The following is a 14,200-nucleotide window of genomic DNA, read 5'->3' on the forward strand; positions in this document are numbered from 1 at the left end:
AAGCTCCTTTCAAATTTAAAGTAATATCTAAATATTCTTACTTATTATCATACATGAAACGAAAAAAAGGTGGTATAAAACAGCATCATACATCCAAAATTCAAACAATTTTATTGTCACTCTACACTAAGATAAATTTATACTCATAATTCACAGAAAACGTTATCCTTTTTGTAGAAATATATAGAAGGGATGGTGCTTTTGTATGAATCTATCAATTTCTGATGAACTACAATTACTCTCTAAAGAATTACAACGACATATGTCCCCCTATGCTTTGGAACAATTAGCTAAAGAGATAGGGTTTGTTCAACGCAAGAGCAAATATCGTGCACAAGATTTAGTAGCTTTATGTGTTTGGTTAAGCAAAAACGTTGCTCACACTTCATTGACCCAATTATGTAGTCGATTAGAAGCTAACACAGGTATTTCTATGAGTCCAGAAGGACTCAATCAACGCTTTAATTCTCGGGCCGTACAGTTTTTACAACAACTCTTAGCACATTTACTTCACCAACAATTTTGTTCTTCAAGCAAGATTCCAACTTTGTATACAAAATATTTCCGTCGGATTCGTGTATTGGATTCTACACATTTTCAGGTTCCAGATAAATTTGTCTCTACATATCAAGGTTCAGGAGGTAGTGGTCAAAGTGCTGGTGTGAAAATTCAATTAGAGTACGATTTACTAAGTGGTCAGTTTCTACATGTTCATGTAGGATCGGGAAAACACAATGATAAAACTTATGGATCCACTTGCCTAACGTCTCTTCAACCACACGATGTATGTATACGTGATTTAGGATACTTCGACTTAAAAGATCTACATACTATAAGCGAGTGTGATGCTTATTTTATTTCACGATTAAAGCTCAATACACGTATATATCAAAAGAATAAAGAGCCTGAATACTTTCAAAGTGGAACAATAAAAAAGCACTCTGAGTACATCCAATTAGATATGGAGCAATTCATTGACCAATTACAGTCTGGTGAAACATATGAAATTCCTGAGATTTATATTGGAATGTATCAAAAGCTTCCGGCAAGACTCATTCTATATAAATTAACTGAAACGCAAATGAAACGTAGAAAAAAGGATTTAGCATCTAAAGAACATAAGAAACAAATTACCTATAAAGAACGCAGTAAGCGACTAAGTGCGATTAACTTTTACATTACAAATATCCCTTCGGAGTACCTGCCAAAAGAACAAGTATACGATTTTTACTCATTACGGTGGCAAATTGAACTTCTATTTAAAACATGGAAATCATTTTTTCGTATTCATCACTGTAATTCTGTAAAATTAGAACGATTAGAGTGTCATTTATACGGACAGTTAATTAGTATCCTTCTTTGTTCCTCCACTATGTTTCAAATGCGCCAATTACTCCTCACCAAGAAGAAACGAGAGTTGAGTGAATATAAAGCGATTTATATCATCAAAGATTATTTTCTACTTATTTATCAAGCTCTACAAAAAGACACCCAAGAAATATCAAAGATACTACTTCGTTTGTTCAATCTTCTACAGAGAAATGGGCGAAAATCCCATAGGTATGAGAAGAAAACAGTCTTTGATATCTTAGGCGTCGTATATAACTTTTCTATGTCTCACAACCATGTAGCGTAATCCAAAAAATTGAAACCCGATAGGGTTTATTTGGTATGCAAATCTTTAAAGAACTTACACTAGTTCTTTAGAAAAAAGAAAAAATCTTAAATGAAATTAAACTCATATAAGCTTAACTTGATAGGTGTGGGGTACCGCCAGCATTTCGGAAAAAAACCACGCTAAGCAAAAAATACAATAAGCTGCTCATATGGACAGCTTATTGACATAATTATCGTTAGGTAAAGTTAAACTCAATAACATACATTATAAGAACTTAGCTCTTAAAGCTCTCCACATTTTCTTTATTCAAAGCATATTCAACAGCACATTGAGCATGAATACGGGTAGTATCAAATACTGGTACTTTGCAATCTTCTTGTGAAACTAAAAGGGTAATCTCTGTACATCCAAGTATAATAGCTTCCGCTCCATCCTTAATAAGATTATCTATAATTTTTATATATTTTTCTTTTGATTGAGAAAATATTTTTCCAAGACACAATTCTTGATAAATGATATTATGAACAATTTTTCTGTCTTCTTCATTAGGAACAAGAACATTTAAACCATATTTATTTTTTAATCGTCCTTTATAAAAATCTTCTTCCATCGTAAACTCTGTAGCCAAAAGACCTACTTTCTTAATCCCTTTCTCCATAATTTTAATTGCAGTTGCATCTGCAATATGAAGTAATGGTATAGATAAAGCTAATTCTACCTCATCAGCCATTTTATGCATCGTATTGGTGCAAATTACAAGAAAATCTGCACCACCACATTCAATCTTCTTACTAGCCTCAATCATAATTTTAGTAGCTTTTTCCCATTCTCCTTCGTGTTGAAGTGTTTTTATTTCTTGAAAATTTACCGAATACATAAGACTTTGTGCTGAATTATGACCACCTAATTTTTCCTTAATCAATTCATTAATTAACTTATAATAAATAATTGATGACTCCCAGCTCATTCCACCAAGTAGACCAATAGTTTTCATATTTACCATTCCTTCACCTTATTTTGAAGTAAATCATATGTTATTACATTCTTGATAATTATAAAAGAATCCTTGTATATATATCTTACTTATGTGAAGTTTACATAACACCACTTATCAGTAGCCACTGTATCTAGAAAAAACACCTTCAATTTACTTGCTGAAGGGGTTTCGTATTTACATAATTATCGTTCTCGGAAGTTACTTTTTTCTTCTATTTTGTAAGTAATCCAATAACAATTATAACGATTAAGATGACTGCCCACATGATAAAATGTTTGTTTCTTTTTACAAACTTTATTGTTGTATCAGAGTCAGCTGTCTCTTCAAAGCTTTCTATTTTTCTTTTTTGTATAACTAGTGTTAAAAAATACACTGCATTCCCTACTGATAAAATGAAAAAAGCATTTCCTAAATGATCATTTCTAAAGTTATCGTATAACGACCAAATGAGTAATAAAACAGTATAGACCATGAACGCATTTTTACTGGCTTTCGCTACATGATGTTGCTCCATTTCGTCTTGTTTTTGTATCCACATTGTTCTTTTGCTCCTTTATTTCAAGATTATTCAAGTGTAAAAATGTCCTCCATTTTCAGATTAAAGTAATGAGCTATTTTCAGTGCTAATTCTAAACTTGGATTGTAGTGATTGTTTTCAATGGCTACAATCGTTTGTCTTGTAACCTGTAAGTCCTTTGCCATTTGAATTTGTGTAATTTCATGTTGTACTCGTAGTTCCTTAATTCTATTTTTTACAGCCATCGTTTCACCTACAATGTAAAGATATCTTTACTAATAGATTATATAAAAACAGTATAAATGTAAAGATATATTTACATCTAGTCTTGGAAAAAAAAAAACCAAAGTATATTTTAATTACTTTGGGTTTATGAATATCGCATACATGATTGGTTAACATAACGTCCTATTATCGGTAGCAAGGACAAGGAGGACTCTTACCCTTACAAGGGAACCTCCTTTCTTTGTTCTATCGACCTATGCATTCCTTATCCTGGCGCGGTATTAGGGTTCTCGTTTGTTGTTGGATCAGCCGAAAAACTGTATAAAATTTTGTATGCTCTTAGCGTGGGATTTTTCCGAAATGCTGGCGGTACCCCTGATTACTTCATGAAGTTATAAAATTAGGACCGTACATATTAGACATATCTAAAATGTACGGTCCTTTTGCAATTTGAATTTCTTTTTAAGCTTCTTATATTTTCTATATGGGGTCTCGCCACATCGCTATCAAGCTAAGCTTGATGGGCATGGCGTACCACCCACATTTTAACGGTTTTATAAGCCAAGAGATTCTGATTTAAATAATGCGTTCTGAGACACTATTCTTCTTCTAAAATAGAGTAATAATATTCATCCCACCATTCATTACCATGTGGTATACACTTCCTGAAGTAGCCTTCTCTTCTCATTCCAATCTTCTCCATTACTCGATATGATGGGGTGTTCTGTGGCTGACATGTAGCTATAATTCTATGTAATTTCATTTCCTTAAACCCATATTTCAATGTAGCTTGTGCTGCTTCAGAAGCATATCCTTTATTGAAATATTTAGGATTGAACACCCAACCAATCTCATAAGTATGTTCACCAAAATATTTATGAAATACAATATGACCGATTAGAATATTGTCATCTATTAATACCACAGGAAAGTTCTTAGCATTTTCACCAATGTTTTCATTCACAAAGTTTCTTGTATCTTCTTCAGTAAAAACCCCTTCGGGTATGTATTTCATAACATTGATATCTGATGTATACTCATGGACAGCTTGCCAATCTTTGAACTCGAATTTTCGTATCAATAATCGTTCTGTCTTTACAAACATTTACTTTCCCCCCTCAAAAAATTGTAGCTTTATTTCAAATCCACATTTAACCCCAAAAACAAAAAGAACTTGTAGGAATCACTACAAGTTCTTTTTTCGATAATAATAGCAAGGGTAAAACAACATATTTCAACAGAAACACAAGGGAAACTACCTATGTAATAGTTTGTATATATTATACAACAAATAATACCATTTTAAAACATTTATTCTAAAAATTATGTAAATTTAAAAAATAATACATTTCCTTCCTTGAAAATCCCATTTGTTCATTTCGTATAAATCATCTTAAATCAATATCTAAATCATAATAAATTAATAAAAATGTATGTATATGTTAATAGAGAAGAATGTAGCATTCTTACAGATAGACATATATTTATGTTCAGTAGTAATTAACTATAAGAAAATGAATTTCATGTTATAACTAAATATAATTCTTGAATATATGTAGATGGAGTTTTCTTATCTTATTTACTTATATGATGAAGAAATCAGTTATGGGAAAATTAAACAAACGTTTGTTAAAATATTTTATCTATGAATCAATGTGTGATATATATGAGTTATGGGGTTCAATTGTCCACTTTGTTAAATTTCACGTTTGTTATATAAACTTTATATAACAAATAAAAAAGCACAGCTCAATTATATTTTCTATTATCGTTACAGCTTTAAATAATTTTTTTACGTATTTTTGTTACACCTAGATTGCTGGTTTACTTGACTTCATATTTTGATACAAGCTGCTGTAACAAAAATAGTCGTTTTTGTTACAATTAGTGTTTATTTTGCATTTCCTTATGCTTTATTTTTGCACGTATTTCAGCAGAACTCCAAACTTATTAGATTTGACATTCTGGAAAAAGCATTCTATTATGAGAAATAGTTAAAAGGTCTTAATGATTAACAAAAGAAAACATTAAGATCTTTGAAGTTTATGTCAGGAGTGATTGAACGATGAACCATGATGAAGATTTAAATTTTAAAAAACTTGAGGAATTATCTTTACTGGTGCTTCAAAAATTTACAATGGCTTATACTATGCCACCAGAGGCCAAAGAAGCTAGGATTTCATATTCCCAATACTTAATTCTAGAGATTCTTAGAAATGAAGGTAGCAAAAGTAGTTCTGAGTTATCTCAATTCTTTAAAATTACATTGCCCGCTGTTACAAATTTATCAAAAAAACTAGTGGACGGAGGATATATAGAACGTATTCACTCAGAATCAGATCGACGCCTCGTATTATTACAAATTACTCAAAAGGGACTACATTTCTTAAATGTGATGGATCAGACGGGGAAAAACATCATCAAAACACTTTGGGAAGACTTATCTCCAGAAGAAGTAAAGCAGTTGAATTTCATATTCCAAAAAGCATTAGGTGGAAAACAAACGTGAACAAACAAAAAAGTACCACGGATTCATTTATCCCGATTATAATTCCCATTTTTTTAGGCTCATTTTTATCGATTTTAAATATGAGCACAATTAACGTTGCGATTCCTGAAATAATGAGATATTTCCAAACTGACCTTGACTCTGTTCAATGGACAATAACAGGTTTCATACTAGCAACCGGTATTATTGCACCAATTACTGGTTCTCTAGGAGACCGATATAGTTATAAATATTTGTACTTTTTTTCACTTTTAGGCTTCACATTATTTTCAGCGCTTTGCGCATTCTCATGGAGCATATCATCTCTTATTGGATTTCGTATTTTACAAGGTGCGTTCTGCGGTTTAATTATGCCAACAACAATGGCAATTATCTTTCAAGTTATTGCGAAGGAAAAACAAGCATTTGCCATGAGTATTTGGAGTATTTCAGCGACATTAGCACCAGCGTTGGGTCCAACATTAAGCGGCTGGCTTATTCAAACATTAGGGTGGAAGTGGATCTTTTTAATAAACGTTCCTATTGGAATTATTGCAATGATTTTAACGATGTTACTTATTCCCTATTACCGATTACAAACACCTAAATCATTTGATTTCATTGGTTTCATTACTGTTATTCTTAGTAGCTTTATGTTAATTGTTGCATTCAGTCAAGGGCATCAATGGGTCTGGACTTCATGGGAAATCATCTCTTTATTAGTTCTCGGCATTATTATACTGGGTTTATTTATTTGGTGGGAACTAAAACATCCCTCCCCATTACTCAATATTCGAGTGTTTCAAAATACTCGTTTCACGATTAGCATTATCATAAGTAGTATTCTTACGATTAGTTTATATTCTGGCACCTATTTAATGCCATTATTCCTACAAAATGTTCAACATGCGTCTGCTTTAGATACTGGACTAATTTTATTACCATCTTCTATAGCGATGGTAATAGCAATGATCGTTGCCGGAAAGTTGTATCATCGTATAGGTGCATTTGCTCTTATTGTGACAGGTATTACTTTACTTATCATTGGTACTTTGGGACTAAGTTTCTTACAAGTCGATACCTCTACTAGCTATATAATTTTCTGGATGGCAATACGTAATATTGGAGTCGCTTTTTCAACCATGCCCGCTAGTAACACCGGCATGGAAGAAGTTCCTTTAAACTTATCTGGACATGCATCTTCTATTAATAATTGGACAAGACAAAGTTTTGGTTCCCTTGCTATCGGCTTATTCACTTCTATATTAGCTACACGTATGATTGTACACACAGAAAAGCTAAGTGGGAGTGCTATATCGATTCAACAACAAGCTTTTACACTTAGTATTCATGATGTATTTATAATAGCTACTGTTATCGCTATGCTCGGATTACCTTTTTCTTTTTATCTTAAAACTAAAAAAACTAATTGTAGCAATATAGGAGGCTAGAACATGAATCAATATATAAACAATGAGTATGTAGGAATGGATTTTAGAGGAGTCAATATAAAAGAAGAAGAGTTAAGAAACTGTACTTTCATTAAATGTCGTTTCAGAGGTGTAGATGCATCAGAGATTTTAACGCAAAATTGTAACTTTATCGAATGTGATTTTACTGGTGCGTTCTTTAATGCTTCTCTCCATAAGGGATCAACATTTGCCAACTGCAAATTTTCTGGAGCGAATTTGTTTGTTTCAAAATTTGAGGAATGCAAAATGACTGGTTCCGATTTTGAGGAAGCAAATTTAGACGGAATAACAATCGAGGGTGGCGATTGGTCCTATACAAACTTTCGCTTCGCGAATTTAGGTAAACAAAAATTAAAGGGAATTCGCTTAGTCGAGGCTGACTTGTATGAATGTAACCTAGAAAAAGCGGATTTACGTGATGTCGATTTGACCGGTGCGCAATTAGGGAAAGTAAAGCTTTCAGGAGCTGATTTACGAGGAGCAACAGTTAATAGAATAGATTTTAGAACTTTTGATTTAAAAAACGTAAGACTAGATACCGAACAAGCAATAGCTGTTGCACAATGTTATGGTGCGAAGATTAATTAGATAACTTATATATAACATATGTCTGTTAACAAGCAATGGACTTAACTTATAGGAGTGAATTTAAATGCCTAAATTAAAAAAATTAAACCGTGAGAATCAAGAGATGATAAAGGCACGTCTTGAGGATTTCTTTTATAAAAAGTTCGAACTAGACTTAAGTTCACTTGAAGCTGAATATATATTGGAATTTATGATGAAAGAACTTGGACCACATGTATATAATCAAGCTGTAGAAGATGCATGTAAAACATTGCGTCTTCAGATGGATGTTGTTGAAGAAGAAATTTACGTGCTACAAGTTCCAATAAATTAGAAGTGATACACCCGAGCTACCTTTTTTGCAGAACAGAAAAGGTAGCTTTTTTCATCTCACAAATCCTTAACGTAGGAAAATCAGTTATTCAACTTCTAAAAAATGTCTTAGCGTGGGTTTTATGTCATTTAGTTGGTGGGACCCCTATACTCAAGATAGGTAAAACGAAGAGGTAGTTCAAGTAGTTAGTTAACTATTTGAACTACCTCTTATTATAAATTTGTGAGTGGCTCCAAAAAGAAGAAATCGTTGCCGTACCCCCTAATGGGTAGAAATTGATTCTTTCATAAGCAGTCTTTTTGCCCTGAGTTAATAAAATAATCTCCCCCCTTTTGTCACAATATATAATTGAGGTGATTAAATATGAGACAAAAATTAACTGCAATTTCTGTAATTATTGTAATTCTTATGAGTATCTCATTGCCTTTCACAGCCTATGCAACTGTACAAAAAGACAATAAAGATAGTATGGATTTTGATATTGATCTAACAGGTTATCGACTCTATGGATTTGGTGATTTTAATCAGCTGGGTTATAAAATAACACCACTTGCCCAATTATATTTTAGAATTATTCAGATGGAACAAGAGTGGATTGATGAACCACTGCTGTATATCAAAGGAAACAAAGGCTATGTTCATCTTTGGAAGAATGACGGTACAAATGTACTTTATACAGTTGAAAAACAGACAAGTGGAATGGAAAAGGGCATGTGGGAAGTGATTGATGTTAAAAGAAAGAAAATTGACAGAATACCAGTACCAAAAACACTTCTTAAAGAAGCATTGATTGAACGCTTAGTAGACCCAATACGTAAAGCAATTGAAACTTATTATAAACCTAAACTCTGGGTTCGGGGATTCGAGAAAATCCTTAAAATAGAAAAAGATGAGACAAATTCCAACTTATATGTAACTGTTCAAGTTCAAACTTTTGAGGGGGCACATAATCCGCCTTATGGTGAAGAAACAATTAGTTTTCAAATTAAAGGTAACCAAATTAAGGTTGTGGATTATAAACATAGAGACATTCCAAAAGAAGAATGGACTAAGTTAGAATTAAGAAATTCTTATAAAAAACCAAGTAGCAATAAAGAATGAAATTTAACAGATGAAGAAATTGAAATAATGAAATTAGCCAATGATAATGGATATGGTGTAGGGTGTATAAGTGGAATGGAAAAGGTATTAAAAAATGAGGGTTAAGGATTTCTCTTAACCCTTTATTAAGCCTAGTTTCTTACATTCTTGTATCTTCTGTTTTCGTGTCACATTGGGGTTCAGCCGAGATATATGTAATTTCGGGTCATAGCCTGTATTTTATTTCCATTATCAGATTTAAGTGTAACAAAAAGGTGTTTTACTAATAATGTTACAAATTATTTTTGATACAGTATTTTGTTACAGCTAGTTCAACGGTTAGGATATTTCATCTTTTCAAATACAAAACATAATAAAAACGAACGTTTATGTTACAAATATCACTGAAAAACAACGTTTGGTAAAAAATGTATTACTATAACCTAGTTTTACACGTATCTCGGCTGAACCCCAAGTTAACATAACGTCTCATTATTGGTAGTAAAGACAAGGAGGAACCCTACTCTCACAAGGGAACCTCCTTTTTTTGTTCTATCAATCTATGCAATTTTTTATACATTCCTATTATAGTGCGGTTTTAGGTTTCTTGTTTGTTACTGAATTAGCCGAAAAACTGTATAAAATCTTGCATGCTTAGCGTGGTTTTTTTCCGAAATGCTGGCGATACCCCATGCCCATCAAGCTAAGGTCTTGAAGTACCCCCTAAACAAAAATTTTAATTTTCCTAAAGCTATTTATGTGAAGTCAACTCATTTTTTTTGTTTTGGAGACGTTATAAAATTCTTAAGTTGATGGTCATGCGAGACCCCATATAGTAACATTTTGGTAACCTACGCACAAAAAAGTGCATTATTCACAGTGGTAGAAATAAAAGTTAAACTTTGTTTGTATTAAAAAACTTTTTATTTGAAGGAGATACATCATGAATAAAAAAGCATTATTTATTATCCCACCAGAAAATTTTAATGAAGTTGAATTATTTCATCCGAAATCAATCTTAGAAAATTCCAATATAGCAGTTACAATTGCGAGTACAAAGATTGGCGAAATTGTAGGAAATTATCAAGGGAAAATAAAATCAGAAGTTATTTTCTCTGATGTTCCAGCTAATAATTATGATATTGTAGCTGTTATTGGAGGAACTGGTACTATAGATCATCTATGGGGGAACGAAGAATTAATAAAATATTTAAAACAGGCTTATGATGAAAAAGTTCTTGTAACAGGAATTTGTGCTGGATCTGTTTCTATAGTTGAAACTGGATTACTTTCTGGTCGAAAAGCAACATGTTATCCAATCAATGAAATGATTAATAAACTAAAAGTTAATAATGTAGAATATATAGTACAACCTGTTGTCATTCATGAAGATATTATAACAAGTGATGGTCCAGATGGTGCTGGAGAATTTGGAAGAAGCTTAGTTGAAGCTATAACTAATTCATAAATTTTTGTTTTTAAAACACCTTCCGTTTCCCTGTTTACAGCAACGAAGTTCATTTTTATTGTTTTGTGGGCAACCTGTTATGTTAAGTTGATGGGCATGTGGTGCTATCCCTTTTAGGGATGAGTCTGCCCAATTGGTGGTTTTGAGAAAGACAAAATTGCCGAGGCTTTCAGTTTAGATAAAGACCGTTATGTACCATTTATGTTAATTTCGATTGGAAAAGCAGCTGACAGTGGATACAAATTAGTTTGTTTTCCGATGGACAAAATTACCCATCGGAAGTAATCTTATACAGTGACAGGAAAATTTTGTGATTTGTTTTATATTATTTCGTAGAGATAAGTGGAATATGAGAGGAGAAGCAGCATGATTATTATTCACGCAGAATTTCAAGTAGATTCAGCAAAACAAACAGCATTTCTAGAAGGAATTCAACCGTTAATTCAAGGTTCAAGAGAAGAAAACGGAAATGTATCATACGATTTATATAAGGATACTGAAAAAGAAAATGTCTATACAATGGTTGAAGTATGGCAAGATGCAGAAGCAGTTGCTAGCCACAATACAAGTGAACATTTCACTTCTTTTGTTGGAAGAGCAAATCAATTTTTAACTGCTCCATTAGATATTAAAGTTTTCGATGGACAACCAGTGAACAGTAAATAAGGATTTTTATAATTAATAAACCCTCGATTACTCCGAAAGGAAGTTGCCGAGGGTTTGTTTTATTTCTTCTATTTTAATGTCGGTGTAGCACCAACTTTTTATCACATTTCCCACGATAAGGCTAGAATCCTTGGTATTTAAGGTTATTCCCTCAAATGGTCGTTTTAGGGAGTTATGAATAATAACCCTCTGATAGTCACAAAAATAGTTATTTTTGTGACCTTAATCCATCCCTAAAAGTAATTCCCTTTTCATAAAGTTATTTATCTTATGAAAAGGGAATTGACTTATAGTAGGAAAAAACGCTAACTTACTACAAAAAAATTGTACATTTTCACCCGGAGATGTTAATTTTCTCATTTTGGGGGTATTTTATTTTGTTAGCCTGATAGGCATGAGGTGAGCCCCCTTTAAACTTAATTCCTGCATGGAACAAATTCCAATAACATGGTATATTGTTGGAAGATCATTACAATAATTTCGAGAAAATACATCAAATTATTAATTATTGGTCAAATAAAAAACAATACATACTATTATAATAGGAGCTTAAAAATATGAATCAGACAATATTAATAACTGGCGGTGCAGGATACATAGGTTCACATACTACAAAGAAAATGCTAGATTACGGATTTAATGTAATTGTAGTCGATGATTTAAGCACAGGCTTTCGAGAAGCTGTTGACAATAGAGCTGAATTTTACCAATTAGATGTAACAGATAAAACAGAATTTTCCGCTTTATTATCCAAACTGCAAGTGGATGCTGTTTTACACTGTGCTGGTAAAATAATTGTAAAAGAAAGTATGGAACAACCATTTGATTATTATAATGCTAACGTTTTGGGTCTTCAAATGGTATTAGAAGCCTTGGTTGAAAATAGCATTAAAAATATTATGTTCTCTTCAACAGCTTCTGTTTATGGAAACAATTGTATCCATTCACCTGCAACAGAAAACACACCAACATCACCCGTTAATCCATATGCAGAAACAAAATTAGCAGGAGAAAAATTAATTCATTGGGTAGCTAATAGATACGGCATGAAATACGTGATATTCAGGTATTTCAATGTTGCTGGAGCAGAATTGGATGCGTCAAATGGTTTAGCGATGTTAAATCCTACTCACATTATTCCAAATGCAAATAAAACGATTTTAGAACAAAATAACGAATTGTTAATTTTCGGAAATGATTATGACACAAAAGATGGAACATGTATTAGAGATTACATTCATGTTTTAGACTTAGCAAATGCACATACTTTGGGTATGCAATATTTATTATCTGGTAATGATTCAAATTTATTCAATTTAGGTACTGAAAAAGGATATTCTGTATTAGAGATTGCACAAAAAGTTGAGAGCGTGACGAAACAAACATTAAACTATCGATTTGTAGAAAGACGTAACGGTGATCCTGCCAATGTTTTAGCAAATTGTATAAAAGCAAAAGAGATATTAGGATGGCAACCCCAGTACTCCTTAGAACAAATAATTAAATCTGATTATGAATGGCGATTAAAGCATAAATACAGTCCCTTCTTCTCAAAAAACCTATAATGGTGCATTAATTAAAAAGTTTACTGAACTACAACCTTTCAGCAAATCTAAAAAATATATTTTTCAAAGAGTAGGTGTAACATTACCTACTCTTTTTGTATCAAGCCATCTAATACATAAATGAATTGTATTTCATTCTTCTGTCTTAAAATTTGTCGTATTATGGTAGATAAAGAATACGACAAGCCCATTGGGGTCACCATACATGCCCATCAACTTAAGAATTCAGAATTACCCCCAAAACGAAATTTTTCGATTTCTACAGTTAATGAGTTTTGAGAATTCAACTAATTTTTTCGTTTTGAGCAGTAATAGATTTCTTAACTTTATGGCAATGGATGATACCCCTACTTAAACTAACGAGGCGATTTAGTTCAATATGCATTATAATATTTTTATATAATATGATTGAACTTTTATTGAAGAGGTGGAGTTTATGATATTAGTGAGTTCCTGTTTAGCAGGGCTAGAAGTAAGGTATAACGGTACGCATAGTTTAGACAATAAGATAAGGAAATTAGTTGAAGAGAATAAAGCTGTAACTATCTGCCCTGAAATAGTCGGTGGGTTTTCAACCCCAAGAGAACCTGCTGAAATAGTAGATGGAGATGGAGATGATGTTTTGGATGGAAAAGCTAAAGTAATTGAGAAATCGGGGAAAGATGTAACAGAGCTTTACTTAAAAGGGGCTTATGCCACATTAGAAAAAGTTAAGGAAATAAATGCGACAATAGTTGTTCTTAAGGAAAATAGCCCATCCTGTGGCAGTTCAATGATTTATAATGGTGAATTTGTGGGCAAGAAAATTGTTGGACAGGGTGTTACTTCTGCTTTATTAAGAAGAAATGGAATACGAGTAATTTCAGAAGAACAATTTGGTGAAGACTGTTATTAATCTTCACCAACGGGTAGCCTATTTTCAATAAGATATCGGGAATGTTGTTCAATAATCGGGCGCTTTTCGGGAGTAACAAAAAAGTCCAATTTCTCAATTTAATACTGAGAAATTGGACTTTTTAATTTTGTAATTTCCTTACCGTTGTAAATCCGTATTTTCCTGACGGTACCCCATTCTTAAGAATGTCATTGAAATGTGCCAATAGATTCTAGTGCAGCAAAATAAATTGTGCTATGATGTGAGCAAATATAAAGCTATCTAACGGAGGGATTCACATGCCGCATGTTGTGTTTCGTGGAATTACT

14 protein-coding genes and 1 pseudogene are annotated in these 14,200 nt (G+C 32.4%); 11 read left to right on the forward strand and 4 right to left on the reverse strand.

The annotated features are described in order from the left end of the window. Positions 1-205: 205 nt before the first annotated feature. On the forward strand, positions 206-1,636 hold the full coding sequence (locus tag MR109_RS26320) for an IS4 family transposase (RefSeq protein WP_242274441.1): 1,431 nt from the start codon (positions 206-208) through the stop codon (positions 1,634-1,636). Between the two features lie 256 nt (positions 1,637-1,892). Here MR109_RS26320 and MR109_RS26325 read toward each other — a convergent pair whose 3' ends face one another. The 4 genes from MR109_RS26325 to MR109_RS26340 form a co-directional block, all read right to left on the reverse strand. Beyond that, positions 1,893-2,612: an aspartate/glutamate racemase family protein gene (locus MR109_RS26325; protein ID WP_242274442.1), complete on the reverse strand. Its 720-nt coding sequence runs from the start codon at positions 2,610-2,612 to the stop codon at positions 1,893-1,895. A gap of 214 nt (positions 2,613-2,826) precedes the next feature. Then, complete coding sequence (locus MR109_RS26330) at positions 2,827-3,153, reverse strand: hypothetical protein (protein WP_242274443.1); 327 nt, start codon at positions 3,151-3,153, stop codon at positions 2,827-2,829. Positions 3,154-3,179: 26 nt separating this feature from the next. Further along, positions 3,180-3,377 carry a helix-turn-helix transcriptional regulator gene (locus tag MR109_RS26335; protein ID WP_002090667.1) on the reverse strand — a complete coding sequence of 66 codons (198 nt, stop codon included), beginning with the start codon at positions 3,375-3,377 and terminating at the stop codon, positions 3,180-3,182. Positions 3,378-3,955: 578 nt separating this feature from the next. Then, positions 3,956-4,462, reverse strand: a complete 507-nt coding sequence (locus MR109_RS26340; protein ID WP_006097033.1) for a GNAT family N-acetyltransferase — start codon at positions 4,460-4,462, stop codon at positions 3,956-3,958. A gap of 960 nt (positions 4,463-5,422) precedes the next feature. On the opposite strand from MR109_RS26340, the gene MR109_RS26345 reads away from it, so the two are divergent. From MR109_RS26345 to MR109_RS26390, 10 genes and pseudogenes are all read left to right on the forward strand, one after another. Then, positions 5,423-5,866 (forward strand): MarR family transcriptional regulator, encoded by a 444-nt coding sequence (locus MR109_RS26345; RefSeq protein ID WP_242274444.1) that lies wholly within the window; start codon positions 5,423-5,425, stop codon positions 5,864-5,866. Beyond that, positions 5,863-7,296: an MDR family MFS transporter gene (locus MR109_RS26350; protein WP_242274445.1), complete on the forward strand. Its 1,434-nt coding sequence runs from the start codon at positions 5,863-5,865 to the stop codon at positions 7,294-7,296. The genes MR109_RS26345 and MR109_RS26350 overlap by 4 nt, the downstream gene beginning before the upstream one ends. A gap of 3 nt (positions 7,297-7,299) precedes the next feature. Beyond that, entirely contained in the window at positions 7,300-7,905 is a 606-nt protein-coding gene (locus MR109_RS26355; protein WP_242274446.1) for a pentapeptide repeat-containing protein, read from the forward strand. A 64-nt stretch (positions 7,906-7,969) separates the two neighbouring features. Next, complete coding sequence (locus MR109_RS26360; protein ID WP_242274447.1) at positions 7,970-8,218, forward strand: DUF2164 domain-containing protein; 249 nt, start codon at positions 7,970-7,972, stop codon at positions 8,216-8,218. A gap of 363 nt (positions 8,219-8,581) precedes the next feature. Beyond that, entirely contained in the window at positions 8,582-9,319 is a 738-nt protein-coding gene (locus MR109_RS26365) for a DUF3888 domain-containing protein (RefSeq protein WP_242274448.1), read from the forward strand. Between the two features lie 922 nt (positions 9,320-10,241). Next, complete coding sequence (locus MR109_RS26370) at positions 10,242-10,766, forward strand: DJ-1/PfpI family protein (protein ID WP_242274449.1); 525 nt, start codon at positions 10,242-10,244, stop codon at positions 10,764-10,766. A 126-nt stretch (positions 10,767-10,892) separates the two neighbouring features. Next, a pseudogene (locus MR109_RS26375) lies at positions 10,893-11,051 on the forward strand (nitroreductase family protein); the annotation flags it as partial. 81 nt (positions 11,052-11,132) lie between these two features. Further along, complete coding sequence (locus MR109_RS26380; protein WP_242274450.1) at positions 11,133-11,432, forward strand: putative quinol monooxygenase; 300 nt, start codon at positions 11,133-11,135, stop codon at positions 11,430-11,432. 557 nt (positions 11,433-11,989) lie between these two features. Further along, entirely contained in the window at positions 11,990-12,997 is a 1,008-nt protein-coding gene (galE, locus tag MR109_RS26385) for a UDP-glucose 4-epimerase GalE (RefSeq protein WP_242274451.1), read from the forward strand. 436 nt (positions 12,998-13,433) lie between these two features. Further along, positions 13,434-13,892 (forward strand): 2-thiouracil desulfurase family protein, encoded by a 459-nt coding sequence (locus MR109_RS26390; protein ID WP_242274452.1) that lies wholly within the window; start codon positions 13,434-13,436, stop codon positions 13,890-13,892. The last annotated feature ends 308 nt before the right edge of the window (positions 13,893-14,200 follow it).

The organism is Bacillus cereus group sp. BfR-BA-01310, from assembly GCF_022664325.1.
GTDB lineage: Bacteria > Bacillota > Bacilli > Bacillales > Bacillaceae_G > Bacillus_A > Bacillus_A paramycoides.

Bases quoted from the DNA above. Each gene is read 5' to 3' on its own strand.
- MR109_RS26355 (WP_242274446.1), top strand. From the start codon at position 7,300: ATGAATCAATATATAAACAATGAGTATGTAGGAATGGATTTTAGAGGA.
- galE (WP_242274451.1), top strand. From the start codon at position 11,990: ATGAATCAGACAATATTAATAACTGGCGGTGCAGGATACATAGGTTCA.
- MR109_RS26335 (WP_002090667.1), bottom strand. From the start codon at position 3,377: ATGGCTGTAAAAAATAGAATTAAGGAACTACGAGTACAACATGAAATT.
- MR109_RS26325 (WP_242274442.1), bottom strand. From the start codon at position 2,612: ATGAAAACTATTGGTCTACTTGGTGGAATGAGCTGGGAGTCATCAATT.
- MR109_RS26320 (WP_242274441.1), top strand. From the start codon at position 206: ATGAATCTATCAATTTCTGATGAACTACAATTACTCTCTAAAGAATTA.
- MR109_RS26365 (WP_242274448.1), top strand. From the start codon at position 8,582: ATGAGACAAAAATTAACTGCAATTTCTGTAATTATTGTAATTCTTATG.
- MR109_RS26380 (WP_242274450.1), top strand. From the start codon at position 11,133: ATGATTATTATTCACGCAGAATTTCAAGTAGATTCAGCAAAACAAACA.
- MR109_RS26340 (WP_006097033.1), bottom strand. From the start codon at position 4,462: ATGTTTGTAAAGACAGAACGATTATTGATACGAAAATTCGAGTTCAAA.
- MR109_RS26360 (WP_242274447.1), top strand. From the start codon at position 7,970: ATGCCTAAATTAAAAAAATTAAACCGTGAGAATCAAGAGATGATAAAG.
- MR109_RS26390 (WP_242274452.1), top strand. From the start codon at position 13,434: ATGATATTAGTGAGTTCCTGTTTAGCAGGGCTAGAAGTAAGGTATAAC.
- MR109_RS26345 (WP_242274444.1), top strand. From the start codon at position 5,423: ATGAACCATGATGAAGATTTAAATTTTAAAAAACTTGAGGAATTATCT.
- MR109_RS26330 (WP_242274443.1), bottom strand. From the start codon at position 3,153: ATGTGGATACAAAAACAAGACGAAATGGAGCAACATCATGTAGCGAAA.
- MR109_RS26370 (WP_242274449.1), top strand. From the start codon at position 10,242: ATGAATAAAAAAGCATTATTTATTATCCCACCAGAAAATTTTAATGAA.